The sequence below is a fragment of the Methylocystis sp. Se48 genome, from assembly GCF_056269425.1.
On record NZ_CM149850.1, the window covers coordinates 2,009,352 to 2,034,926 of the forward strand.

At 59.7% G+C, this 25,575-nt stretch carries 20 protein-coding genes, 2 tRNA genes and 2 pseudogenes; 19 read left to right on the forward strand and 5 right to left on the reverse strand.

What is annotated here, in order from left to right; translation table 11 throughout:
- The first annotated feature begins 286 nt into the window (after positions 1–286).
- The 5 genes from ACV959_RS09945 (at position 287) to ACV959_RS09965 (ending at position 2,556) form a co-directional block, all read left to right on the forward strand.
- The gene (locus tag ACV959_RS09945) at positions 287–454 is read left to right on the forward strand and encodes a hypothetical protein (RefSeq protein ID WP_475736457.1); all 168 of its coding nucleotides are present in this window, start codon (positions 287–289) and stop codon (positions 452–454) included.
- A 160-nt stretch (positions 455–614) separates the two neighbouring features.
- Positions 615–689 (forward strand) — tRNA-Gly (locus tag ACV959_RS09950).
- Between the two features lie 41 nt (positions 690–730).
- Positions 731–1,597, forward strand: coding sequence for a 4-(cytidine 5'-diphospho)-2-C-methyl-D-erythritol kinase (locus tag ACV959_RS09955; protein WP_475736458.1), 867 nt, complete (start codon positions 731–733; stop codon positions 1,595–1,597).
- The gene (gene rlmB / locus ACV959_RS09960) at positions 1,594–2,439 is read left to right on the forward strand and encodes a 23S rRNA (guanosine(2251)-2'-O)-methyltransferase RlmB (protein WP_475736459.1); all 846 of its coding nucleotides are present in this window, start codon (positions 1,594–1,596) and stop codon (positions 2,437–2,439) included. Before ACV959_RS09955 ends, rlmB begins: the two co-directional genes overlap by 4 nt.
- Before the next feature lie 41 nt (positions 2,440–2,480).
- A tRNA-Thr gene (locus ACV959_RS09965) sits at positions 2,481–2,556 on the forward strand.
- 142 nt (positions 2,557–2,698) lie between these two features.
- Here the strand turns inward: ACV959_RS09965 and ACV959_RS09970 are convergent.
- Positions 2,699–4,072 (reverse strand): sensor histidine kinase, encoded by a 1,374-nt coding sequence (locus tag ACV959_RS09970; RefSeq protein ID WP_475736460.1) that lies wholly within the window; start codon positions 4,070–4,072, stop codon positions 2,699–2,701.
- A complete protein-coding gene (locus ACV959_RS09975) occupies positions 4,069–4,758 on the reverse strand; it encodes a response regulator transcription factor (RefSeq protein ID WP_475739633.1) in 690 nt (229 codons plus the stop codon). Before ACV959_RS09975 ends, ACV959_RS09970 begins: the two co-directional genes overlap by 4 nt.
- 750 nt (positions 4,759–5,508) lie before the next feature.
- Between ACV959_RS09975 and ACV959_RS09980 the strand changes: the two genes are divergently transcribed.
- The 7 genes from ACV959_RS09980 to ACV959_RS10010 all read left to right on the forward strand — a co-directional run bounded on the left by ACV959_RS09980 (position 5,509) and on the right by ACV959_RS10010 (position 15,288).
- Positions 5,509–7,836 (forward strand): TonB-dependent siderophore receptor, encoded by a 2,328-nt coding sequence (locus tag ACV959_RS09980; protein ID WP_475736461.1) that lies wholly within the window; start codon positions 5,509–5,511, stop codon positions 7,834–7,836.
- Between the two features lie 14 nt (positions 7,837–7,850).
- Complete coding sequence (locus ACV959_RS09985; RefSeq protein WP_475739635.1) at positions 7,851–9,047, forward strand: PepSY-associated TM helix domain-containing protein; 1,197 nt, start codon at positions 7,851–7,853, stop codon at positions 9,045–9,047.
- 47 nt (positions 9,048–9,094) lie between these two features.
- Positions 9,095–9,415, forward strand: coding sequence for a hypothetical protein (locus ACV959_RS09990; protein ID WP_475736462.1), 321 nt, complete (start codon positions 9,095–9,097; stop codon positions 9,413–9,415).
- On the forward strand, positions 9,412–11,460 hold the full coding sequence (locus ACV959_RS09995; protein WP_475736463.1) for a TonB-dependent receptor: 2,049 nt from the start codon (positions 9,412–9,414) through the stop codon (positions 11,458–11,460). The genes ACV959_RS09990 and ACV959_RS09995 overlap by 4 nt, the downstream gene beginning before the upstream one ends.
- A 35-nt stretch (positions 11,461–11,495) precedes the next feature.
- The gene (locus ACV959_RS10000) at positions 11,496–11,840 is read left to right on the forward strand and encodes a LysR family transcriptional regulator (protein WP_475736464.1); all 345 of its coding nucleotides are present in this window, start codon (positions 11,496–11,498) and stop codon (positions 11,838–11,840) included.
- A 38-nt stretch (positions 11,841–11,878) separates the two neighbouring features.
- Positions 11,879–12,490, forward strand: coding sequence for a LysR family substrate-binding domain-containing protein (locus tag ACV959_RS10005; RefSeq protein WP_475739637.1), 612 nt, complete (start codon positions 11,879–11,881; stop codon positions 12,488–12,490).
- Between the two features lie 1,016 nt (positions 12,491–13,506).
- The gene (locus tag ACV959_RS10010; protein WP_475736465.1) at positions 13,507–15,288 is read left to right on the forward strand and encodes a DUF3363 domain-containing protein; all 1,782 of its coding nucleotides are present in this window, start codon (positions 13,507–13,509) and stop codon (positions 15,286–15,288) included.
- Between the two features lie 146 nt (positions 15,289–15,434).
- Here ACV959_RS10010 and ACV959_RS10015 read toward each other — a convergent pair whose 3' ends face one another.
- The gene (locus ACV959_RS10015) at positions 15,435–15,878 is read right to left on the reverse strand and encodes a four-helix bundle copper-binding protein (protein ID WP_475736466.1); all 444 of its coding nucleotides are present in this window, start codon (positions 15,876–15,878) and stop codon (positions 15,435–15,437) included.
- 464 nt (positions 15,879–16,342) lie between these two features.
- Between ACV959_RS10015 and ACV959_RS10020 the strand changes: the two are divergent.
- From ACV959_RS10020 to ACV959_RS10030, 3 genes and pseudogenes are all read left to right on the forward strand, one after another.
- Positions 16,343–16,426 (forward strand): annotated as a pseudogene (locus ACV959_RS10020) (hypothetical protein); the annotation flags it as partial.
- Positions 16,427–16,684: 258 nt separating this feature from the next.
- Positions 16,685–17,152, forward strand: coding sequence for a hypothetical protein (locus ACV959_RS10025; protein ID WP_475739736.1), 468 nt, complete (start codon positions 16,685–16,687; stop codon positions 17,150–17,152).
- A gap of 2 nt (positions 17,153–17,154) precedes the next feature.
- A complete protein-coding gene (locus ACV959_RS10030) occupies positions 17,155–17,763 on the forward strand; it encodes a hypothetical protein (protein ID WP_475736467.1) in 609 nt (202 codons plus the stop codon).
- Between the two features lie 36 nt (positions 17,764–17,799).
- Here ACV959_RS10030 and ACV959_RS10035 read toward each other — a convergent pair whose 3' ends face one another.
- Positions 17,800–18,978, reverse strand: coding sequence for a tyrosine-type recombinase/integrase (locus ACV959_RS10035; RefSeq protein ID WP_475736468.1), 1,179 nt, complete (start codon positions 18,976–18,978; stop codon positions 17,800–17,802).
- 315 nt (positions 18,979–19,293) lie between these two features.
- Positions 19,294–20,181: pseudogene (locus ACV959_RS10040) on the reverse strand (transposase); the annotation flags it as partial.
- Between the two features lie 612 nt (positions 20,182–20,793).
- Here ACV959_RS10040 and ACV959_RS10045 point away from each other — a divergent pair.
- The 4 genes from ACV959_RS10045 to ACV959_RS10060 all read left to right on the forward strand — a co-directional run bounded on the left by ACV959_RS10045 (position 20,794) and on the right by ACV959_RS10060 (position 25,522).
- A complete protein-coding gene (locus tag ACV959_RS10045; protein ID WP_475736469.1) occupies positions 20,794–21,738 on the forward strand; it encodes a hypothetical protein in 945 nt (314 codons plus the stop codon).
- The gene (locus tag ACV959_RS10050) at positions 21,620–23,689 is read left to right on the forward strand and encodes a glycoside hydrolase family 99-like domain-containing protein (RefSeq protein ID WP_475736470.1); all 2,070 of its coding nucleotides are present in this window, start codon (positions 21,620–21,622) and stop codon (positions 23,687–23,689) included. Before ACV959_RS10045 ends, ACV959_RS10050 begins: the two co-directional genes overlap by 119 nt.
- Positions 23,679–24,854, forward strand: coding sequence for a glycosyltransferase family 4 protein (locus ACV959_RS10055; RefSeq protein ID WP_475736471.1), 1,176 nt, complete (start codon positions 23,679–23,681; stop codon positions 24,852–24,854). The genes ACV959_RS10050 and ACV959_RS10055 overlap by 11 nt, the downstream gene beginning before the upstream one ends.
- A gap of 257 nt (positions 24,855–25,111) precedes the next feature.
- The gene (locus ACV959_RS10060; protein WP_475736472.1) at positions 25,112–25,522 is read left to right on the forward strand and encodes a hypothetical protein; all 411 of its coding nucleotides are present in this window, start codon (positions 25,112–25,114) and stop codon (positions 25,520–25,522) included.
- Positions 25,523–25,575: the final 53 nt, after the last annotated feature.

A 25,575-nucleotide genomic window follows, 5' to 3' on the forward strand; every position in this document is an offset into this window, starting at 1 on the left:
GCGCAACCGCCTGAGGCCAAGGCGGTTCGGCGCCGTCGCTCTCTCGCTTCTTATCGTCTGGGGCGCCGACCGCCGCTTCCCGGCGGCCGTTTTGGCGCGCCCTGCTGCATGACAAAAATCATGTATATACCATGTAAATATTGGACCAAAATGCAATTATTGCATGGAGCCAGCTGGATTATTACATTAAATATAACCAGTCTGCGCGATTTTATATTTGCTTTGCTCCCGGCAATAGGCTACGAAGAAGTCCCCTGATTTAAAGAAAAGCCAAAGGGAGGGAAATATGGCTGTTAACGTTCATGGCGGCGCCGAGGTTGGCAAAATCCTCGTCTACATCGCCGCTTTCGCCGTCTTCGTGGTCGTCGCTCTGACGTGGGTTCCCGAGTGGATTTCGCCGGACAGCGCCAACATCACCGGCAACACCGGTTCGACCGCGCGCATGATCCAGTAATCAACTGAAAAACCGGGCCTCTCGCACGCTGACGGCGTTCGGGAGGCCCAATTCTCTCCGGCCTCGAAAATTGTTGCCGGAGCCTGTTGCAAAGCCGGATCGTTTGCGGCATAAGACCCCCGCGACGGCGAGGGCGAAACGTCAAACCGGCGCGTCGGATGCGGGTGTAGCTCAGGGGTAGAGCACAACCTTGCCAAGGTTGGGGTCGAGGGTTCGAATCCCTTCGCCCGCTCCAAATGAAGCTCCGCGATTACCCACAGCGGAGGACGGGGTTAGATGCTGGTTACGCGCGCCCCCGCGAAAATCAATCTTACGCTCCACATATGCGGTCGACGGGAAGACGGCTATCACGAGCTGGAAAGCCTCGTCGCTTTCAGCGGCGCGGGCGATACGCTGAGCTTCGTTCCCGGCCCGCGCCTCTCGTTCGACATCGACGGCCCCACGGCGACCGCCGCCGGAGCGGGCGACGACAATCTCGTCCTGCGCGCGGCGCGCAACCTGGCCGAACGAGTCGAGGGCCTGACGCTCGGCGCCTTCCGGCTCCAGAAGCGGCTTCCCGTTGCAGCGGGAATCGGCGGCGGGTCGTCTGACGCCGCGGCCGCCTTGCGGCTGATTGCCTTCGCGAGCGCGCTGACGCCTGAAGATCCGCGAATTTACGAAGCGGCGCGCGCAACCGGCGCCGACGTGCCGGTCTGCCTTGCCGGACGGGCGCGGATGATGCGCGGCGCGGGCGAATCGCTTGGCCCGGTCCTGCGGCTGCCGCTTTTGCCGGCGGTTCTCGTCAACCCCGGCGTCCCGGTGGAGACTCGGCCTGTCTTCGCGCGTCTCGGCCTGCAGCCGGGCCAACGCACGGCCGCCGCCGCCCATCCGGAGGTTGGGTCGGGCGCGCCGGCGGTGGAACTGCTCGCGACGCTGTCCCGCGGCCGCAACGATCTGGAGGACGCCGCCTGTCTTCAGGCGCCGGCGATAGTTGACGTGCTGGCGGTGCTGCGCGCGGCGCGAGGCTGCAAGCTCGCGCGCATGTCGGGCTCCGGCGCCACTTGTTTCGCGATTTTCTCCACGCCACGCGCCGCGGCCCGCGCCGCCGCCGCTATTCGAGCCCAACATCCCGAGTGGTGGGTGAAGACGGCGGCGCTGCGATGAGTCGACGCTTGCCGCCGAAGGATCGTCGCAGAGACGCCCCGCCGCCCTCGGGGAAGGTCACTCAGCGCGACGGAGCGCGAAGCGATTCGCCGCACGGCCCCTTCCGGGGACCCTCCCCCGAGGTTGTGACGCTTTACGGCGCTCATGCCGTCCGGGAGGCGCTCAAGAGCGGACGCCGCAAACTCCTGTCGCTCTACGCGACCGAAAGCGCCCTCCCCCGGATCGTCGATCTGGCGAAGGCCGCGGGGCTCGATCCGCGCCTGGTCGACGCCCGCGAACTGTCTCGCCGCCTCGGCCAGGACGCCGTGCACCAGGGCCTGCTTCTCGAGGCGCGCCCCCTTCCGGAAGCGGACATCAGCGACATCGAGAATCGGAGCGGCGTGGTTCTGGCGCTCGATCAGGTGACCGATCCGCATAATGTCGGCGCGATCCTGCGCACGTCCTGCGCCTATGGCGTCGACGCGCTGATCGTGACGGAGCGTCACAGCCCGGAATTCACCGGCGTGCTCGGCAAGGCGGCGTCGGGCGCGCTGGAGCATGTGACCATCGTCTCCGTCGTCAATCTCGCGCGGGCCCTGGATGCGTTGCGGGACCGCGGATACAGCGTCGTCGGCCTCGATTCGGAAGGCGCGGCGCCGATTGAAACCGTTCCTCTGACGCGACCGCTCGCGCTCGTCCTCGGCGCCGAGGGCAAGGGCCTGCGCCGTCTGACGCGCGAGCGTTGCGACGTGATCGCGCGGCTCGATCTCCCTGGCCCCATCAAGAGCCTGAACGTGTCCAACGCCTGCGCCGCGACGCTCTCCATCGTCCGCATGCGCCTCGGCTTCGCACTGCAGGATTGACCTGGAACGCGCCTTCGACGATTACAGGTTCCTGCAATCGGGCCGGTTTAGCTCAGCTGGTAGAGCAACTGATTTGTAATCAGTAGGTCGCGGGTTCGAATCCTGCAACCGGCACCAATAAATTCAATATGTTATGAAAATATAGGATGAGCAAAAATCTTACTGGTGACCAAATGGTGACCAGCAAGTGGGTTGCTGTACATTGATCGAATAAGGTCGGACCAACCGCATTCTCGGCCCACGGTCTCACAGGTGGGAATCAATTCGAAGGTGTAATTCGAAACAATAGTTTGAACGTCGCTCCGCCGCCGGGCGTGTCCTCGACCCAGATGCGACCGCCGAGTTTGTCCATAAGTTCTTTTGAAATTGCTAGCCCCAACCCGGTTCCAGGCGTTGCGTCACTCTTTCGCCAGAACGGTTCAAAGATGGATTCCCGATCCGAAGGGTCGATGCCTGATCCATGATCGGCCACCGAGACGATCGCCGGCTTGCTTACCTGAACTTTAACTTTTCCCCCGGCCGGTTCTGCGCGGAGAGCGTTGTCGATCAGATTTCCGGCGACGCATTCGATCGCCCTGCGATTCCCGCGAACTACGATCGAATCGGAGACTGCGTCCAGTTCAATGTTTCGATCGCATTCGATAATAAGCGGCGTGTAATCGGCGACGATCTGGCGAATGGTCGCGATCAAGTCCACTTCGTCGCTAAGCGAAGCTTGGCGTTCCGTTAGTCGCGTCGATATAAGCATCTGCTCGACGATCGCCTGCAGGTGGCTTGCATCGCGCAATAGGTCCTGCCGGAAAGTAGGCTCTTCCGTGTCTTCGAGACGCGCGCGCATGATAGCGAGCGGCGTTCGCAGTTCGTGCGCGGCGTTTGCAATGTAGCGGCGCATTCTGGCGGCGCTGGCATTCAGCCGCGCGAGCGCGTCGTTGATCGCATTGACAAATGGGCGCACTTCTCTTGGGACGGATTGGGTGATGATGTTACGATCGAGATTGTCGAGATCGATCGCTTCCACTTGCATTGCGGCGTCGCGGAGCGGCGTCAGACCTTTGCGCACGGCGTACCAAGCGACGACCGCGGACAACGACACGATGGCGATCAGATAGACTGCCATCCATTGCGCCGCGTCCAGCAAATACCCGAATACGTCGTCCCAACGAAATTTCTGGCGGTAGACTGCGACATGCAGCCAACCGTACGGCGTCCATCGGCGCTCCATGTAACCAAGAGGACTGACTTCGACGTCGCCGGGGAGATTGAAATGCAGATGGGCGGCCGTCATCTGAATCACGCCGGCCTTGGCGAGCGCAGCAGCAAGGTCTGGCGAAGAGCCTTTCAGTGGACGCCGCAATTCGTCGAATACAGCGAATTTCATTCCCGGCGCACGCTCGATTTCAGACTGCAATTCGGGAATTGGAGCGATGAAAAGTTCGCCATTCCCCTGATTCAACGACTTTTTGACCAGATTGCTGACGCGATAGGTTGCGAACTCGTCGAGGGAAGTACGAAAATAGGCGACCTTGGCGAGTTCCAAACCCATCGTCAGCATTGCGCCGATCACGAATGCGGCAATCTGCGCGACGAAAAGATGCAGCACGACCCTACGCGCAAGAGAAGGGTCCGCGGTCATTTGCTCAGATTTCGCTTTTCTGCTGCGATCATGTAGCCGACGCCACGCACGACATGCAAATCAACGCCGGAGCCGAGTTCCTGCAGTCGGCTACGCAGGCGGTAGACCAGTGTCGTCAAGGCCTGGGGCTGGACGTCGTCGTCTATCCCGTAAACCGCGTCGATCAAAGCCTCTCTCGTAACTATTCGACCCATGCGTCCGATCAGCGCCTCCAGCAGACTCAATTCGCGCCGGAGAAAGACGACGGGCTGCTCATTGATCGTCACCAGCCTTGTACTGAACTCAAATGACAGGCTCCCGATTTTAACTGGGGGCGCGTTCTCCGCACCCGGGCGTCGCAAACTTGCGCGGATGCGCGCCATCATCTCGTCGAGGTTGAAGGGCTTTGTGAGATAATCATCCGCTCCGGCATCCAACCCCACAATGCGGTCGTCCACGGCGTCCAAAGCGGTGAGCATGAGAATGCGAATGCCGGGCTGTTTCGACCTTATGCTGGGGATGAGGCTCAGGCCGTCGCCGTCCGGCAGACGCCGGTCGAGCAAAGCCAACGCATAAGGAGAGTCGTCGAGCACCCGCGAGGCATGCTCCACGCTTTCGACATGATCGATGAAAAAGCCCGCATTCTTGATGCGCCGCGTCACGCGGGACGCCAATTCCCGATTGTCTTCGACCAGCAAAATTCTCATGAGCGCCACTCCCAGTCGATCACAAAGCGCTAATCTGCGCCGAGAGCGTCGACGGGTTCAAGCGCCAACATATTGCTGGCCGCACAGAATGTGGCGAAAATGCCACAAGCATTACTTTCGTCTACATGACCGCCGGGCGTGATTCTCGCGTGATTTTTCGCAACTACCCATGATGCCGGGCTGGCGGGGATTCAACGCGCCGAAAGGCTCATGCACAGGCAAGAGAACGGCGTTTACGGCTCATGAGGCGGCCAGAGGCACAATACGCGGCATTCAGGTGGGACTGGGTTGCTCGTCGCACCCTTCTGGCCCTGCTGATCGTCCAGTTCCTTCTCAAGGCGCTTGTCCTTCCCGCTGCAGCCGCCGGGAGTGGCGGTTCCCATATGGAGGCGACGAACCTCTGGGGCGCCGTTCTCAGCAACATTTGCCGCTCCGAGGCGCCGGACTCCTCCGACGGCCATGGCCAGTCCCTTTCGGCAGATTGTTGTCTTTCGAGCGTTTCATTCGTCGACGCCGCACCGCCTCCCCAAGGGAAAACGTATCGAATAGCCCCTGCTTGGCGCGGTGAACGTGTCCCGCGCCTTGCGGTTCCGCTCCCGCTCTCAGCCCCTGGCTGGCGAAGCGCATGGTCGGCGCAATCCCCTCCCCGGACAGCGTAACGGAGCCGACCGCCCGGATTCTCGGAGCGGATCGTCGCAACGCCGTTCTCTAGCCTAGCTGTTCGGTTGGGCTGCAATCCGGAGATATAAAATGTCACGTCAAACCGCTCTGCGCGGCGTTTCCGCCGCCGCTCTCACTCTCGTTTTGCTTACCGCCGCAGCCCGCGCGCAGCAGTCCTTACCGACGATCGAGGTCGGACGCGCGCGCCAGAATCCTGCGCGCACCGTCGGGGCCAGCCAAGCCGCGGCTGTCCCTTCAACCGGCTCAAGCTCGGAATCGACGCCCGTCAAAATCGCTGAGCCGAAGACGCCTGCCGAGGGCTACGTCGTCCGAAATGCAACGACGGCACTAAAGACCGACTTGCCGCTCAGGGAGACTCCAGCTTCGATCGTCGTGGTTCCCAAGCAGGTGATCCGCGACCAGGCCGTGACCCGCCTTCAGGAATCTCTTGAGAACGTTTCCAGCGTCAGGTCAAACAGCAATAACCGCGGCGGCTACGTTTACAAGATTCGCGGCTTCACGAGTCTCGACGTCTACCGCAACAGCCTCGCTTTGCCCGGCGACAGCTTCGCGGGCATGAACGACATGGCGAATATCGAGCGGGTCGAGGTTCTCAAGGGACCAGCGTCCGTTCTTTATGGGCGCGCGGAGCCGGGCGGCGTCATCAACCTCGTCACCAAGCAGCCGACGTTTCAGGAGCGGTACGTCGTCGATCAGCAAATCGGCTCGTTTAATCATTATCGCACGCAGTGGGATTTCACCGCGCCCGTGAAGGCCGTTAATGGCCTCGCGTGGCGCTTCTCCGGCGCCTATCAGGACAGCGACTCCTTCCTCCCCTATGCGAATGGAAACCGCATACTCTTCGCGCCGGTCGTAACCTATCAGCCTACCGCCTGGACTGAATTCACGGCGGACCTTCAATATTTGGGCAACACGGTGCACGAATTCTCCGGCATTCCGGTGATCGGCGCTGCGCCCGCCCCGATCCCGATCCGCCGGACGTTCAACGAACCGAACGATCCGCGCGATCGCACCGCGCAATTTCTCGGAAGCTACTATTTCCGGCAGAACCTCAATGAGGACTGGAAGATCGTCAATCGCTTCCACTATGGGAGTACCTGGTTCAACGCCCGTCAGATTGTCCCGATTTCCTTCGATTCGGACTTGGCGACGCTCAACCGCAGCACGACGGCGCAGAATCTCCAAGGCGACACCTACGCGACCAACATCAATCTGGAAGGAAAATTCACGACCTTTGGGGCCAAGCACAATTTCCTGTTCGGCCTCGACTATCTTCATCGCCACTACGACTACTATTACTCGATCGGCGCAGGGAACTACCCGATCAACATCTATTACCCTATCTACGGAACGGTTTCGCCCTGGGGCTTCCAGGAAGGGTTCCTGGGAGCCGGCTTTAACGGTCACTCGTCATTTCTCGCGCGCCAGAAGGGAATGTATGTCCAGGATCAGGTCAATTTCTTCGATGATCGCGCCCATCTGTTACTGGGCGTGCGATACGACATCGCCGACGTCACGAATGGCGACACGTTCGGAAATTACGACGCCAATGGCTTCCCGCTCTTTGATTCGACGAAAGCGGCAGCAATCGCGGCGAGGCTGAGGGCGCCAACAAATATAGATAAGGGATGGAGCCCTCGCGCCGGCCTCGCTTTCGACATCACTTCGGAAGTGACCGTTCACGGCAGCTATTCGCGCTCCTTCGGAGCCAATAATGGCCGCAACACGACCGGTGAAGTTTTTCCCGCACAGCGTGGCATCCAGTGGGAAGTGGGCGTAAAGGCGCAGGTGCTCACCGATCTCAACATGGCGCTCGCCTTCTACCAGATCACGAAATCCAACGTCACCACGTTAGACTTCTCGACGCCCGATCCGGCTGATCGGCGTATCGCCGGCGTTCAGCGCAGTCGGGGTATCGAGCTTGATGTCTTAGGCCGGGTAACGGACCGACTGAGCGTCATCGCGAATTATGCCTATACTGACGCAAAGGTCATCGCGGATAATCCAAAGGACCCGCTCAATCCCTTCGGAAGCGGCCTGCTTTACAATCATCTCGACAATGTGCCGCGGCATTCGGGTAAACTCTTCGCCACGTATGATTTCGGCGACAATGGTCTCGGTCTGCGAGTCGGCGGGGGCCCTGTTGGCGCGACGCACGCATGGGGCGACATTCAAAATACGTTTCTTTTGCCGAGCTGGGTCCGCCTCGACGTCTTCGCAAGCTACACGACGCTTTTTGAAGGCCACAAGCTGACTGCGCAACTCAATCTCGACAATGTGACAAACACGAAATACTACACGGGCAACGATATCTTCTTCAATAACTGGGCTCCGCGTATGGGCGTGCTTCCCGCTCCGCCTTTCCAGGCGATCGGGACGTTGCGAGTGGAGTTCTAACCATGATGCGAGCAATGCTCGTCCGGCTTCATCGATGGGCCGGTCTCGCAACTGCGGGCTTCCTTTTTGTTGTCGGTCTGACGGGCAGCGTTCTCGCATTCTATCCCGAACTGAATCATTGGCTGACACCGGACCTCTTTCCCGGGCCACACCCCGGGAAGGAGCTCTCACTTGGCGCCTTGGCTCAACGCGCAGAAGAACTTGTTCGAAACGCCCGCGTGAGCAGCGTCTTCACGGGCTATACGGGAACCGCGATGATCCAGATCGAGGCGAGCCCCGGCCAGCCTGAACTCGACTTCAGCCGCATTTATCTCGACCCGATGACGGGCGCGGAGTTCGGGCGCGTGAATTGGGGCGCCTTTCCGACGTGCCGCGCGGAGATTCTGCCTTTCATCTACCGCCTTCATTATTCGCTTGTAGCGGGCGACGCAGGCTCCTGGCTTCTCGGATTAGTCGCGCTCATCTGGACGGTTGACTGTCTCGTCTCCTTTCTACTGACCCTCCCGCCACGGAGCGATCGCTCGCGAAAGAACTTCCTGGCCAGATGGTCCCCATCCTGGCGGATCAAGGCGAACGGTTCCTTCTACAGGGTCACCTTCGACATCCATCGCGCTGGCGGCCTCTGGCTTTGGGTGATGCTGTTCGTTTTCGCCTGGTCCAGCGTTTATTGGAACATGACAAGCGTATATGTCGCCGTCACGGATGCGCTGTTTGGCTTCAACCCACCTCTATGGGCGAGGCCAGCGCCCCAGGCGCCCGCCAGCGGTGGTGCGATCATGACTTGGGAACAAGCCCAGGCTGTCGCCGAAAGGCTGATGCCTGAACAAGCGCGATCGCACGGCTTCTCCATCGTGCGACCCGTTGGCCTCAACCGGATGCATGATCGGTCCGCCTTTTCCTATGATGTAATGAGCTCTCGCGACATCGCGGACACCTATGGCGCAACGTCCATCGCGTTCGACGCGGTTAGCGGCGCCTTGAGAGACGTTACAATTCCGACAGGGTTCCGAACCGGGAACACGCTCACCGCATGGCTTGGCGAACTCCACATGGCGGATGTCTTCGGCTTACCATACAAAGCCTTCGTATGCCTCCTCGGGCTCGCAATTTCGACTCTCTCCGCGACCGGCGTTTACATCTGGTGGAAGAAACGTTCAGCGCGGTTGGCGCATATTCGGCGGGCGGACGCGCAACATGCGCTGGCGGAGTAACATTTGTGATTGGAACGCGAATTCATTCGTTATCGATGGAGGAGAAAATGAATTTAGATCACGGAAAGCAGGAACGCCTTGTTCGAAATCTGCGCCGTGCCCTGCCGGTTTCGGCGTATCCGCGCCCGGCTCTGCTCGACTTTCTGCGCGCGCGCCGCACGACTGGCCGTGCCTCGCCCCGGTTGACGGTCATCGACATTTTCGATGCGGGCTTGGACTGCGGCCTGATGTGCCGCTTCACAATTGCGGGCGAGACCGACGGGGCGGTCTTTGTCGCGCCGCTCGCGCAACTCGCGCTCGAGCGCCGCCGCGCCGTTGCATCGGACGCGTCCCTGCGCCGGCGGCATTCCTATCGACCGGGCGCATGAAGGCGCCGCTCGTCGCCTTGCTCTTCGCCTTCGCCGGCTGCTGGCAGGCGTTGGGCGAGGAGGCGCGGGAGGACGAGCGCAAGGAAAAGTCGCAAAGCGAGAGCAAGCGGCGCGCGCGCGAGGACCCCAAGGTCGAAGCGCCGCGCGAGGCGCCCCGGGCGCAGACGCTGGGGCGCGACCAGAGCGGCGTCTATGTCAACGCCCCGGCGACGAACTCGGCCTATTCGCCGAGCTTCGTCATGCGCGGCTTTCCCGCCGGGGTGACGCTCTTCGACGGCGCCTCGCATGGCTTCACCGCCCAGGACGTCGATCTCTCGACGGTAGATCACGTCGAATTCTTCAAAGGTCCGGGCGCCATGCTGTTCGGCAAGGCGCTGGGGGGCTATGGCGGCGCGGCGAATTACATCCGAAAGGCGCCAACGCAGGAGACCTTTGCGCGCGCCGTTTCAACTCTCGCCAGCTTTGCCGTGCGGCGTCTCACCATCGACGTCAATACGCCGCTCAATAATGACAAGAGCCTGCTGTTTCGCTTCACCGGCTCGGCGCAGAGCCTAGGCAGTTTTGTCGACTTCGTACGTTCGCGCAGTTTCGACGTCGCGCCGATGATCGCCTTCACGGCCGACAATGGCGATCGAGCGAGCCTACGCGCCGAACATAATGGCGGAAGGCTCGTCTGGCGTGACGGCGTCCCCGCCGATCCGATCTTCTTGCACGTCCCGCGCGAATTCTACGCCGGCCTTCCCGCCAATGAGCAGGAGACGCCGATCTTCGACGATCTCACCTTCACCTATGAGCACGCCTTCAACAAGGATTGGAAGGTCGCCGCGGTCGTCGATTATTTCCTCTCCGCCAGCCGCTGGGGCTGGTTCACCGGCTGGGGCTATGACGGCTTTCAGTCGGTTGTCTTCGGCAATCCGGCGCGGGCGCGCGTCGCCAATCGCAGTTTCGACGCGCAGTTGCGCCTGAACGGGCGCTTCGACACGGGGTTCCTCTCCCATACCGTCTTTCTCGGTCTTGAGCACTGGGACTATTTCTTCGGCTATTCGAACGACATCGCGCAGGCGCCGGCGGCGCCGCTCAATATTTTCTTCCCCGTCTATTCGCCGGGCGTCAATTACGCCGGCGCCAATTGGTCGAATGGCGTCGCCCGCGCGATCAGCCGCTCGGTCTATGGCCAGGACCTGATCGACCTCAACGAGAACTGGCGCGTTCTGATCGGCGGGCGATACGATCTCCTTTCTCAGCGCGAACGCGTCTTCGATCCGTTCGGCGCGCTCGCCGGAGAGCCGACATCGAGTCTCAGCAAAGGGATCAAGGGCTATTTTTCCCCACGCGCCGGCATTCTCTATCGGCCGAACGAGGAGACGCAGCTTTTCGCCGCTTACGGCAAATCGCTGATCCCCAACACCGGCGTGCGGATTCAAAGCGGCGAAGCGCCGCCGCCACAGCAGGACACCCAATATGAGCTGGGCTTTAGGCGCGAGTTCCTGGATCGCAAGATGAGCTTTGAAGTCGGGCTTTTCGACATCACGCGCAATAGCGTCGCCATTCCCAATCCGGCCAATCCCAGCGGCTTCTATTCGGTCGTCACCGGCCAGCAGCACAGCCATGGCATCGAGGTCAATCTCGGCGGCGAAATCTTGCCGAACCTGAAAATCAACGCCGTCGCCACCTTCCTGCACGCGCTTGTCTCCAAGGATTCGAGCGTCCCCTCGCAGCAGGGCAGCGATCTCTTAGGTGCACCGCGGCGGGTTTACAATGTCTCCGCCAACTACACCTTCGACGCGGGCGACTTCAAAGGGCTGGAACTCGGCGCGAGCTATTATTACGCCAGCCGCGTCGAGGCGACGCTGCCCAACACCTACGGCTTCACCCTCGCGCCCCAGCAGATGCTCGGCGCCTCGCTGGCCTACAGCTTCAACGACAATCTCAAGCTCGAAATCAACGCCGCGAATTTGACGAACCGGCCGAACTGGACGTCGAACGGCGCGATGTTCCACGGCGAGCCCAGGTCCGTGTCAGCAAGCCTTTCCTACAAATATTGAAGTGGGCCGGCCACATTTTGGGAGCCGACATTATTATGCGACGAAGACGTTCTCGGCCACAATTTCCCACCAGCCAGCGCGCGCCTCAGTGGTTTCAGAGCATCGACTTTGTCTCCCTCTCGCAGGCGTTGCTGGTGGCTGATTACGCGAGCATCAGCCGCGCCGCGCGAGAGCTGGGCGTCAATCAAGCCGCAATCAGCTGCCGCATCAAATCACTGGAGGATGGACTTGGCGTTTCGTTGTTCGAGCGACAATCGAACGGCGTCCGACTGACGGTCGCCGGCCGTCGCTTTGTCGATAGGACACGCGCAGCTTTCGCCGAGATCGAGTCGGCAGTTCGTAATGCGGCGGCGGGGCGGGGCGGGGCGCGGAAGGCGTAATCCGGATCGGGATTTTCGCCGGTCCGATACCCGCATTCCTGACCGAATTGGTGAAGGATTTTCGAGAAGCCCATCCCAATGTCGGACTCGATTTCGTCGCAGGCTCCATGCGGGAGCGTATCGCCAGGGTCATGGGGCGAAGTCTCGATATTGCGATCACAACCGGCGCCAATCTCGCGCCAGATTGCGACACCGAACGGCTGTGGAGTTCGAGAATCCGCGTTGTTCTGCCCGACAATCACATGCTCGCCATTTGCGAGGCGGTCGACTGGATGTATCTGCGGGATGAGCGCTTCATCTTCGGTTCCGACTCCGGTTCAGAATGCTTCCGCGACGTTATCATCCAGAATATCCGGAGTGCTGATCCCCGACCAACAGTAGAGAATTTTTCCGTCTGCCAGGAAGCTCTGTTTCAACTTATCGCGTTTGGCCTCGGCGTCAGTTTGACGAGCGATGGTTGTCTACCGAACAGCTATTCCAGCGTCGTTATCCGCCCCCTCTCGGGCGATGACGATTGGGTCGACCACAGCGTCGTTTGGCTGCCGGATAACGACAATCCGGCGCTTCGGCGATTCCTCAGTCTGGCGCGCGTGAAGGCAGCGCAGCGGCGAACCGAGCGGTCGTCAACGAGCGACTCTGATAGCGCGTGAGCGCGTTCGCCGCACCCGAGTTCGCGAGCTCGCCCGCAGGAATTACGTTCAAAAAAAATTGCACGGGTGAGTCGGCAAACCGCATGGTCGCTGCGATTTCGAACACGCTACAGCAAACATTCCCGACGCGATCCGACGACGGGGTTGTTGCGTCGGGCGTCTGGGTTTGGTTACACGTTTTCGCGAGAGGGACCGCTATTTAGAGCACCAATTGTTGTCTTTCGATCTACAGCGAAATTGCAGCGCGCCGACGACTTGACCGCCTCGGCAAGATACATCCGATCGACGCGCCGGACGCTGGTCGAGAATGTGAGCCGCACGCATCCAGAGCGCCGGATTGCCCCGCCGCCGTGCACGAATTTCGCGCGGCGGCGGACGCAAATTTTCCGAAGTTGGGGGACGCGAACTTGCCGCGCCGACGTTTGTCAGTAGCTTTTTCGGCTGGCTTGCAGCCCGCGGGCGACGATTTTTTGCTTGCGGAAGAGCATGGGTGATCATAGTATTCTGTCGCATTGTAGCGTGCAATTTGCAGATTATTCAGTTAAGGCAAGATTAAAGAAGCCGTGCCGGCTTTCTGCAAGGTTTTGTCTGCACATTGTTTCTTGGCGGCCGTGAGACTTTCCGCAGTGTGCGTCGTTCCGCATCCCGCTTCTTTTTCAGCGCCATGATGCGAGCTGCGCGGATTGTAGCTTGTTTTGCCGCGTCGCTGAGACAAGCTGTTGCGCATGAGCAACGACGACGCTTCCGACCTTCGACTCCGCGCCGGGAAAATTCGTGATCGCGGCGGCGCCGCTGTCCGGCGACCACGCTCCTTCGTCGCGCAGGTTATGAAGGCCGTGACGAAAGCGAATGGCGCCGGGATCGGGTCTGCGCCGCCGCGCGGCGGTCGTTCCGTTAGGGGGCGCGATGTCGCGTCGGGTCGGCCCCGGAAAGGAAGATGCTCCCGCATCGGTCGGGGTCAGGTCGCGGCGGATCGGTTGAAGCTCGCGGCTGAGTGTCGGGGCCCAAGCGAGCGGATGCGCCGCGTCGTGGTGAAGGCGCGGATCGTTCGGTTGAAACTCGGGAGCAAGGGCGCCGACGCGCATCTGCGTTACTTGCAACGCGACGGGACCGACCGGGAAGGAGAGAAAGGGAGGCTCTACGGCGCGGAGACGGACGTGGCCGATGGCCGCTTGTTTCTGGAGCAAGGCCGCGAGGATCGGCATCAGTTCCGCTTCATCGTCGCGCCTGAAGAGGGAGATCAGCTGAGTGACCTTCGCGCTTTCACGCGCGGCGTGATGAAACATATGGAGGCGGACCTCGGCACACGGCTCGACTGGGTCGCGGTCGACCACTTCAACACCGGCCATCCGCACAGCCATGTCGTCGTCCGGGGCAAGGACGAGGCGGGCAAGGATTTGATCATTGCCCAGGACTACATCACGGACGGGATCAGGCTGCGCGCGCAGGAACTGGCGACGCTCGAATTGGGACCGGAGACCGACCTCGAACTCAGATCAAAACTGACGGCGGAAATTGCCGCCGAGCGCTTCACCCGGATCGACCGGGCGATACTCGCCGAGGCTGGCGAGGGAACGCTCGATTTGCGGCCGGAGACGGGCCAGGTCCGCGCCGACTTTGATCGGACGCTACGCATCGGCAGAATGCAGACGCTGGCACGTTTTGGCCTCGCTGCTGAGAGCGAGCCGGGCATCTGGAAACTGTCCGACCAGATCGAGCCGACGCTGCGGGAACTCGGCGAGCGCGGCGACATCGTCAAGGCCATCGACCGGGCGCTGAAAGCCCGCGGCGAAGAGCGCGCGCTCGAAAGCTATTCCCTTCACGGCGAAGAGGCCAAGACCGCGGTCATAGGCCGCGTGATTGACAAGCGACTGACCGATGAACTTGGCGAGCGACTTGGCCTCGTCGTCGACGGCGTTGATGGGCGCGTCCATCACGTCGCGCTCGGCTCCGAGGCGATGGCGAACGCCTCCGAGGAAGCCTCCATCGGATCGATTGTGGAGATCGCGCCCGCGCCGGCAGGGCCGCGACCGGCAGACCGCAATATCGCCCAGCTCGCCGGCGCCTCAGGCGACTATCGTCCGAGCGTCCACCGCATCATGGCGGAGGCAAGCCGCATCCGCGTCCCGGGCGGCGACTATGAGGCTTATGTCGCAAGCCATGTGCGGCGGCTGGAGGCGCTGCGCCGGGCAGGGATCGTGGAGCGGATCGACGCCGACCATTGGCGCCTGCCGGCGGACTTCGAGGCGCGCGCGGCCGACTATGAAGCCCAGCGGCGCGGTCGGGTGACATTGCGCCTTCTGTCCAATCTCGACCTCGAAGCCCAGATCGACGCCAATGGCGCCACCTGGCTCGACCGCGAACTCACCTCGCCCGATCGCGCGCCGCTTGTTCAAGCTGGCTTTGGAACCGAGGTCAGCGGGGCCATGCAGCGGCGCAAGGAAGCCCTCGTCGACAAAGGCCACGCGTGGCGCATGCCGGAGGGCGGCGTCCGCGCGCCCAAAGACCTCATCGCGCGGCTGGAGCGGGGCGAGGTCGAAAGCGCCGGAAATTCACTTTCTGCGGACAAGCACGCGCCGTTCAGACTGAAGGGCGAAGGCGAGCGCGTCTCGGGGGTTTTCACCGGCACGACGAATCTCGTCTCCGGCAAATACGCCATCGTCGAGAGCGCCTATGAGTTCACGCTTGTCCCCTGGCGGCCGGTGATGGATGACCGCCTCGGCCGGCAGGTCAGCGGCGTTGTCCGTGACTCCGGAATCTCATGGGAATTTACGCGCACGCGCGGACTCGGACTCTGAGCGCCGATCCGGCTTCCACGACATGCGTTCCCGGCAGGAGCGAACAACAGTGTTGGTCGCTCCCACGCATTGATGATTGTTGCAGCATCGCGACCCTTGCGGCAGCTTTGCCCTGAAGGGCGCGGTCGCAGGTGCAACCGCTGCTGCTACGCGCCCATCTTCCTGCATTCGTCGGCGCAGGCCTTGCACGAAGCGCCCATGTCTTTGCATTCGACATATTGCGGGAACTTGTCGCATTCCTTCTGACACGCGAGGCAGACCTCCGCGACCACTTTCGCGAAGGCTGGCGTATGAGGCGAGTTGACCGACGCCAGCGCTTCCAACGCGCCGCATGCCGCGATCACGTCATATGACGCCTTCGTGCAATCGGCCATGCTGGCGTCGTTCATCGACAGCATGCCAAAGCAGTGGCGCAAGCAGTTGTTGCCGTCGACGACGCATTTGCCGCTCGCGTCCGAGAGCGCCTTGTAGAGCGGCGGATGATGGTGGACGGCCGCGCCGGCCTTCCCGCCTTCTTCGGCTCTGGCCGATGTGATCGAGGCCACTGCCGCGGCAACGCCCAGCGCGCCGATAAATTCGCGACGTTCCATGATCGAACCTCCTCCTACCGAAACCTTGCTTCGGAAAGAGAGCTTCATGGCTCGCCGCTCGCCACAGGCCCTCAAGACTTTAGCTTGAGCAGTAGGCCCTTTCGGCAAGGGCCCACGCAACGAGAGTCGCAAGCAACATCCATTCCAGCAATCAAAATTGCTGGTCGGGGCCGCCAAGGGCTAGACGCCGCCGATCGCCTGTATTTACGCGCAGCAACACGCCATCGCTCCGCACCGCAGGTTTCGCGGTTCCGATCCGCTGCGACTCGGACGATGTTTTCGAAATGTCTTCCAATTCACAGTGGCGCTTTCCGCCGAACGCTCCTCCGCGGCTTTCCGACGATCGGATTGCCCCCTCCGGCAATGCCAACGAGGCGGCCAAACATGGCGGATCGTTTGCACGCGACAAATTCGTCTGGCTCGACCAGGTGCACGCCGACCCCGCTTTGACGCCGATTGCGTTCATGGTCGCCTATGTCCTCGCCAATCTCGTCAATGAACGCGAGGGTTTTGCCTGGCCCAGCATCGCGCGGCTCGCTGCGGAATGTCGCGTCACGGAGCGAGGCGTTCAGAAAATCATTCGCCGGCTTGTCGAATGCGGTCACCTCTGCGTTGAACGCGGCGGCGGTCGCGGAGAGACCAACCGCTATCGCTGGATCATCAAAAGCGACAATGGCGCGCCGCGGCGCGGAAAGGCCCGAGATGGGGATCGACGGCCTTGCTGCGCTGACGAGACGCCGCATCGATCGAAAGGGCGAACACGCATTCACCCAATCGACTCGAAAAGGGTGAACCACGGTTCCGAAATGGGTGAACAGCCGTTCGAAAAAGGGCGAACGTCCGTTCACCCAACCTTATTTAAAGAATCTAACTATGATCTTTCTTATCGACTCCCCTCGCTAAGCAAGACGAAAATCGCGGCGGGCGCCTTCGACGCCTTCTGGCAGGCTTATCCGAAAAAAGTCGCCGTGAACGAGGCGATGCGCGCGTTCGCTCGGGCGACTGAACGCGCGCCGCCAGACGACATAATTCGCGGCGCAGCGCGCTACGCCGCCGAGCGCGACGGCGAAGACCCGCGCTACACCAAGCATCCGGCGACGTGGCTCAATCAGGATTGCTGGCGGGATCAACCATCAATCCCGCGCGTCTTTCCAAAGGACCGGCCCGCCGAGTGGCGTCGACCAAATCGTTCGATCTTCGGGCAACTGCACAACGACGATGATTTCGACGAAGTTCTCGCACGCATTCAAAGTCGCCGCGACAGACGAGGCTAACAATGGACGAGCTGACGCTAATTACCCCCAGCGATAGCGACATTCCGCTACTTGCCGCGAAGCGCTGCGGCAATCGAGCCCGGGCGCTTTTCGAGCCGCTATTGGCTCACCAGCAAATTTTGCGTCGGATCCTCGACGCGGGGCTCGGCGAGTGGATTGGCGTCAAGCTGCTCGACTTACGCAATCCAGCCGCCATTCGCGATCGGGCGCTGATCCGCGTGCAGCAATTGCCCTCTAGAGAAACATTGCACGCGTGGGACGACGAGTTGTCTCACGCTCTTGACGGCAAAGCCGACGAAAAAACGCTTATCGTTCTGTTGACCACCCTGCTCGACGGCTTCCCGCGCGGAGTGATTCCGAATATCCAAACCTTTGTCGAAGGTGCGCTCATCGTCATCGACGACCATCCCCTTGCGCCTGAAATCCTTGCCGGCGCGATCGTTCGGATTTGGCGCAAGAACAGATTCCCGCCGACCATCGCGGAATTGCTCGACGAATGCGACCGCGCGCGGCAGGGCGCGACAAATGCAAGACGGGTGGTCACCAAGATGCTCGCGGTGCTGGACAATGCGGAGGAGGTTCTCTTCGCGGCCGGAGAAATCCGTCAATGAGGCAAAGATCGCCTCGGGTCCAACGGCATGACAGCGTCACCGGTCTCGCCCGGTCCGGCGGTCGAGCGCTGCGGCAATGGTTGCGCCGATTGCATCTGCCGCCCTGCGAACAGGATCAGCATCGAGATGCGCGTAACGCTGGGTGGTCGCGGCTTGGGTATGTCCCAGGAGCTTGCCGACGATCGGCAGACCGAGCCCGGAGCCTGCCCCGACGCTGGCGAAGGAATGGCGGAGATCGTGAATCCGCAGGCCGGGAAGAGAGGCAGCCTCGATCACTGCCGCCCACGGCTTCTTGAGATCGGCGCGCGGCGTGTCCGGACGGGCGCCCGGTATGACGAACGCCCCAATTCGCTCAATTGATTGAAGGACGGCGAGCGCCGGGACGTTGAGCGTTATCGCCTTCCGCCCGGTCTTCGAATCGGGCAGCAGCAACAGCCCGCGCTCGAAATCGACATGTTCCCAGCGCAGATGAAGGATTTCGCTCAGACGCGCGCCGGTAAAAAGCAGCAGCCGCAGCGCTGCAACGCCCTCCTCGAAACGACCGTCACCCTCGAAATGACGAAAGGCTTCCCCAAGCCGTCCTAATTCTTCCGTCGTCAGGAACCGTTCGCGACGGGCCTCCGGAAATCGCTCAATGCGGGCAGCGGGATTGTAGCCTTCGGGAACAAGCCCATGCCTTTCGCCGAAAGAATACATGCTGGCGACGACCGCGAGCAGGCGATTCGCCTGATAGGGCCGATCCTGAATCGACAAATGCAGCCGCGCGAGATCGGCACGAGTGAAGTCGTGCGCCTTGCGAGTGCCGTGCTTGGGCAGAAGGTAGCAATCGATCAGACTACGGTAATGGACCGCGGTGGAACCTTTCCGCTTGGCGTCAACATGTTCGGCGAAAAACCGCGCCGCAAGTTGCGCGACGGACAGCGCCACCCTCTCCTTCCGTCGTTCGTCCGCCGGATCATGCCCACGTCGTACGCTTGCCAGCGCGTCTTGCGCAAGACTGCGTGCCTGCTCGGGCGTGAGTTGACCGAAGCGGCCAACGGCGACGAAGCGCTTTCGGCCTGCAGTCCGATACCGAACAAGAAAAGTCTTGGTTCCCGAGGTCTCGACGCGCAGGCCAAAGCCCTTCAGGACACTGTCCCAAAGAATGTAGCGTTCGGCTTCCGGCCGGGCCGCATCCACCGAGCGCTTAGTGAGCTTAACGATCCGCTCAGTCATTGGGGCCTCCATGGTGACCATATGGTGACCACCAGAAAGAAAACCATGGGCCGAGACCGGAAACAATGGCGAAGACAATCAACAGATAAATCAAATGACTGTCGTGCAATAGCGTAGCCCCGGATAACTTGGAAAACGCCCGGAATGAGATTTGTAATCAGTAGGTCGCGGGTTCGAATCCTGCAACCGGCACCAAGGAAATCAATTAGTTATACCAACGGTCTTTCTGGCTCACTCATGTGGGATTCCTATAAGGGGATTTTTCTGACTGATTAGGCGTGACGTTGCCCACAACTTTTATCCAGCACTGAGTTCGTTCCCTGGGTTGGATTTGCCCTGCGGCTTCTTCCTGTGGATGCGCGAGACGAAGCCGCGCGGCGACAGCATGGCCTCATTCTTCGCCGAGCGATAGGCGGCGTCCGCCCAGACGTCGCTAGCCGTGTTGGTTCGATCCAGCACGTCTTCGAGCCGCGCGCCGTCATGCGCCGCCGCGTCGCTCGCCGTCCATTTGCGAATGAGCCCGAAACCGCGATCGATCGAGACGTGATTTTGTAGCCGAACGCCGGAACGGCGAGATCAACCGGGGGAAGCAATCCGTCCTCGCGCGGCTTCGCCTTGCCGTCTTTCACCGTCCAGCGCGCGTCCCGGTCCTTCCGCGCGATCTTGGCCGGCTTGTCTTTCCAGGCGTCGGGAATGCGACCGTCCTTGATGGCCGTCTTTTCCTCGAGCGTGTTGCGCTGCCTGGGCGCGGCGACGATCGTAGCATCGACGATCTGCCCGCTCATCGCCAGAAAGCCGGACTCGCGCAGCGCGGCGTCGAAACGAGCGATCAAGGCGTCGACGGCCTCGGCCTTTTTCAACGCCTCGCGAAACGCCCAGATCGTGTTGGCGTCGGGAACCCCATCGGCGAGGCCGAGCCCGAGGAACCGCATGAAAGACAGCCGGTCCTTGTCAGATATTCGCAGCGCTCGTCGGAGAGCCCATGCATGGCTTGCAGGATCAGGACCTCGAACATGAGGACATGATCGAAAGGGGGGGCCGCCCGCTTTTCGAGCGATCGCCGCGCGGAACCGCCGCCTCCAGCGCCGGGCGGAACAACTCGAAATCCACGAGCCCGTTCAACCGCTCCAGATCGTCGCCCTTTGCCGACAACTCCGCCAGTCCCTCGTCCACATCAAAGAAATTCAGAGCCTCATTCGTCATGTCCGCCATCCCCCGCGGCATGACGCGAGCGAATCAGCTCGATCCCGATTCGCCCAGAGGTTTCTGGGGGTCTCCAGCTTGATCTGAACATTATTGACATTCTAAAGGCTGCAGCTTTACCATAGGAAGTAAGTTCGTGGAAATCGCGTTCCGGCTGAAATGACGCAACGACGCCAAGGCGCGATTTTGATGCCGAATAGCAATTTTCTGGGGAGACCAAACTGGCGGCGATCGTCGCTGAAGTGTGCGAGCCGGCTTGAGCAAGCATCATCTGAGGCGCGAACATGAAACTGTTCTGTTCACATATCAAAGTCTCGCAGGCTGACTGAGTATAAGTTACAAAATGCCTGCCTATTTATTTAGATTTACACACAACATTGCTATTGCAAATTATTTTAGCAATTTTTTGTTTTTTATATTATAACTTTAATACTCATATCGTATGTAGAAAATATTCTTCTCAACAATTCCTTTGAGAAGATCGTGTAATTTGTATTATTATACGTAAATGCATTACTTGAGAAATAACTTAATTATCAAGCTTTGAACAATGTGTCGCTACGCAAATTATATTGTCTTTCAAATCAGGGAAAAAAGAGGCGCTGCTCGGGCATGTCGGAATTTAAAACTACGGTGCTAAAGAAGGTCCCTTCGATCGTCGGTCTGCGCGGAACCTTTGACGATAAGTGGGTCGCGACATCCGCCCTGCTTGAAATTCATAATACAAAATCAATCTCTATTGACATGTTCTTGCCGAAATCTGATCCAAATAATGAAGAAGCTGGAGATAGTAAAACTGTTAGTTTTTATCATGACTATAAAAAGATTTATCAAATCGAACTTGTTCGTGATAATTTGACATCAGTAAAACTTGATTTTGAAGAGTGCGATGGGCCTGTTTCTTTGCGCATTATTACCGAATATCCAGAACCGTTGACGGCGGACGATCTGCGGTTGTTGGGGTTTGTCTGCGCCGGTTGCTCGCTTCAAGGATCAGGGTCAGAGAATGTGCGTTTGGAGCGCCTGCCGGCGCCCGAACCTTCCGAGGCTGAGGCGCTGGACGATCCCGCCCTGGCTGGCGCGGATGAAGCCACGCAAAGAGAGGCGTCATTTTCGACGACCCGCGAGCGCATCGACGAACGCAAGCCCTCGACCGCACCCGAGGTTGGAGCGAACGTTCGCCGCGTCCCGGCGACGGTCGACGCGGCCGATCGCGCTTCATTTGAATTGGCCCGCCTCGCTCCGTTTTTCGACGAAGCCTTTTATCGCGAAAGCAACCCGGATCTGGAATTCGATCAAATTGCGCCCCTGGAGCATTTTTTCCGGATCGGCTGGCGGGAGGGCCGCGATCCGTCGGACGAATTTTCGGTAAAGGGCTATCTGCACCACAATCCGGACGTGCGAGAAGCGGACATGAATCCGCTCCTGCATTACGTTCTTGCAGGCAGGAGGGAGGGAGGGGAGAATCTCGCGCCCTGCTCAGAAAGCGCCGCGGCCGGCGGATGGACGATCGGAATGGCTCGGCTACAAAGAAGTTCGCGCATTTGGGTACGATAGTCAGGAAGGCAGAACGCCCGATTATGACGCGCTCGGTTTCTGTCATGTATTCGCCGGACTGGATCCCAGCGCGATCGCCAAGAAAATCAATCTTCCCGCGCCGGATGCGGCTGAAGACCTACGCGTTTCCATCGTTATCCCCTGCCTCAACGAGCAGGTGACGACCCTCGAATGCCTCGCGTCGATCGAGAAGGCCGCGCCCGACAGTTTCGGGATCGAGGTAATTGTCGTCGACAACGCCTCCAGCGATCCGGCCTACCGTGCAATCGCGCGCAATCCCACTCTGCGTTATTTGCGTTCTGAAAAGAACGAGGGCTTCGGACCGGCGTGCAATGCGGGCGCGCGCATGGCGCGCGGCGAATTTGTCTTTTTTCTCAACAATGACGCCCAGATCGCGCCGGGCTGCCTCGAGGCTTTGGTCAACGCCGCGAGCCAGGAGGGCGTCGGCCTCGTGGGGCCAAAAATCATGTCGTTCGACGGCACGTTGCAGGAAGCGGGATGCCTCCTGAACAGCGACGGCTCCGGCGCATTGATCGGCTTCGGGCGCGATCACAGAACGCCGCGCTACAATTACGCAAGAGACGTGGAGCACATATCCGGCGCAGCAATACTGTTGCGTCGCGCCCTGTTCGATGAGCTGGGCGGGTTCGACGATATTTACGCCCCGGCCTATTGCGAGGACGCGGATCTCAGCCTCAAAATACGTCGCAGGGGGCTCCGCGTTCTTTATGAACCGAAAGCGCTTGTCGCGCATCACCTCAGCAAGACGAGCAGCGCCGGCGTCAAATCGAACCAATCTAAGCGTCAGCGCATCGCGCGCAATCGCAACATTCTCGTCAATCGTTGGGCGGAAGACCTCGCCGACCGGCAACTGCGCACGATTGCATTTTATCTCCCACAGTATCACCCGATACCGGAAAACGATCTTTGGTGGGGCAAGGGTTTCACGGAATGGACCAATATTACGAAGGCGCGGCCGAATTACGTTGGCCACAATCAACCGCGGGTTCCTGCGGACCTGGGTTATTACGACCTGCGCGCGCCCGAGGTCATGGAGCAACAAGCCGACCTCGCGCGGCGCTACGGCGTGACAGGCTTCTGCTACTATTACTACTGGTTCGACGGAAAGCGGCTGCTTGAACAGCCCCTTGAGCGCATGTTGGCGACAGGCAAGCCTGATCTGCCATTCTGCCTCTGCTGGGCCAATGAGAATTGGACGCGCCGCTGGGACGGAAAAGAAAGCGACGTCCTTCTCGGCCAGTCCTACACGGACGAAGGCGCGCTCGACATTATTGCCGATCTCGCGCGCTATTTTCGGTCCAACGCCTACATTCGGATCAACGGACGTCCCCTGATCCTCGTCTACCGGATCAAGGAACTGCCGAATCCGGAACGCTCAATGGCGATGTGGCGAAACTATTGCCGTGAAAACGGCATTGGAGAAATCTGCATCGCGATGGTGGAGTCGTTCGAGCTCTCCGCGCAACCCAAGGATCCGAGGACGTACGGTTGCGATATCACCGTCGAATTTCCGGCCCATGGGATGGTGCGCGACCCTCAAAAAGACGTCGCGAAAATCAATTTCGACTGGACCGGGTCAGTCCACGATTATCGCGAGCTCGCGGGCGCCTTCATGCGACGCGTGGAGCCCGGATTCCCTCGCCTCCGCTCGGTGCTCGCGGGGTGGGACAATACGCCGCGACATGCAAGCCGGAGTTTGATCCTCGAAAACGCCACGCCCGGCGCATTTCAGGCATGGCTCGAATGGACATATCGCCGAACCCTGGAACAGAATTTTGGCGACGAGCGGATTGTCTTCATCCTTGCGTGGAACGAGTGGTGCGAAGGCAGCTACCTCGAACCGGACCGTCATTTTGGCCACGGCTATCTTCAGGCTGTGCGCAACGCCTTGACGACGGCGCAAAGCGGAGGAGACGTCTTTGTCCAATAGAAGCGGCAAATCGAAGCCTGCTAAAAGCCCCGGCGTCAGCCTTGTCGGACACCCTTTCGCGCCGATCGGCATGGGGCAGCACTTGCGCGAGGCGTGGCGCGCATTCAACGAGGTCATGGGCGGCGTCAGGATCGTCGACGTCTATGGCCCTTTCGGCGCACCCGACCCGCAACTCGTCGCCGAATTGACGCCATCGTTGGCGCGGCGGCCCTCCGGCGGCGTGAACATTTATTGCGTCAATGGCGACGAGGTGGAGTCCGTCTCGAAGGCGTTGGGCAACCCACTGTCGTCTGGAGGCTACGACATCATTTACCCGCTTTGGGAACTTGAGCGCTATCCGCGCGAATGGGCCGCGCAACTCGAGAAGTTCGACGAAGTCTGGGCGCCTTCCGCTTTCATCCGCGATTGTCTGTCGACGTCCGTTTCGAAGCCGGTCGTTCACATGCCGCTTGCCTGCGCGCCGCGTCGAATCGCCCTGCGCTCCCGTCGTTACTTCAAGATTCGCGAGAGCGCATACGCCTTCTTCTTCTGCTTTGATTTTCTTTCCTATGTGGAGCGCAAGAATCCCTTTGCCGTGATCGAGGCCTTCAAGGCGCTCGTCGAGGAGCGTCCGTTCGCTGATGTCGCGCTCGTCATCAAGACGAACAATTCGGCCCGCAAGCCGGAGATGAAAGCGCGGTTCGACGAAGCCATCGCGCCGCTGCGCGAACGCGTCACAGTCATCGACGCCACCCTGCCAGAGGCGGAGGTGCAGGGGCTGATGTGGCTGACGGACTGCTTCATCTCCCTGCATCGATCAGAGGGCTACGGCTTTGGACTGGCGGAGGCAATGTCGCAGGGCAAGCCGGTCATCGCGACCGGCTATTCGGGGAATATGGATTTTTGCACACAGGAAACGGCTTTTCTGATCCCCTACGAAATGGTCGGGCTGCGCGCCGGCGACTATCCGTTTTGGGAAGGGCAGCGTTGGGCCGAGGCCGATGTCGAGGCCGCAACCGACGCTATGCGGCGCCTGATCGACGACCCGGCGCTCGGAAAGGCCATGGGCGCGCGCGCGCAAATCCACCTCGCGCGGAACTTCGGCTATTTGCCTACGGGCTTGCGATACATGGCGCGAATTGAAACCATCTTGACCAAAAGTAAACAAGAAATGGAGCTCAAATGAGTAGGAAGTCTCAGTGCCGTTATGTTATCGGAGTCAGTTGGCCCAGAAGTGGGCATCACTTGCTAGTTCGCGTATTAAAGTCATATTTTGGCGCCGATTTCTCATATTGCGAATATTACACGAACACCCAATGCTGTAAACATACACCTTGTAAAAGACAAAATGTCAATTTCACCAAAAACCACGATTTTGACCTAAAAATGCCATTAGTCAGTGGCTATCCATACCTGATTCAATACCGAGACTATATACCATCAATGCTGTCAGAATTCGAACTACATGTGCAAGCAGGTAAACCGAATACTGAAGAGTATTTCAGATCATTTGCATCGTCTCATTGGAAGGGTTATCGAGCATGGATGAGAAAGTGGCTGCAAGGTCCAGATTTGGGGGTTGAGCATATGCTGTGTCGATATGAGGACTTGACATCACGCGATAGCTTGGAAAAGTTTTGTGCTACAATAAAATTTTTTGAACCTGAAAATGACGTCAATGTTGAAAGGCTTGAAGAGATATTAAATTATATTGATAAGGTCGAGGTAAGGGATGGAAAAGAGCTTTTGACAAAATCTGCTGGCGTGAGTAATATAAGAGACATTACTCAATTTAGATTTTATGACAAGACATTCTTTTCTGAATTGATCGAAATTGTGAACGAAATTTCATGACGTAACGTTTATTAAAAAAATATTGTAAGTTATAATACTTAAATTTCTATATA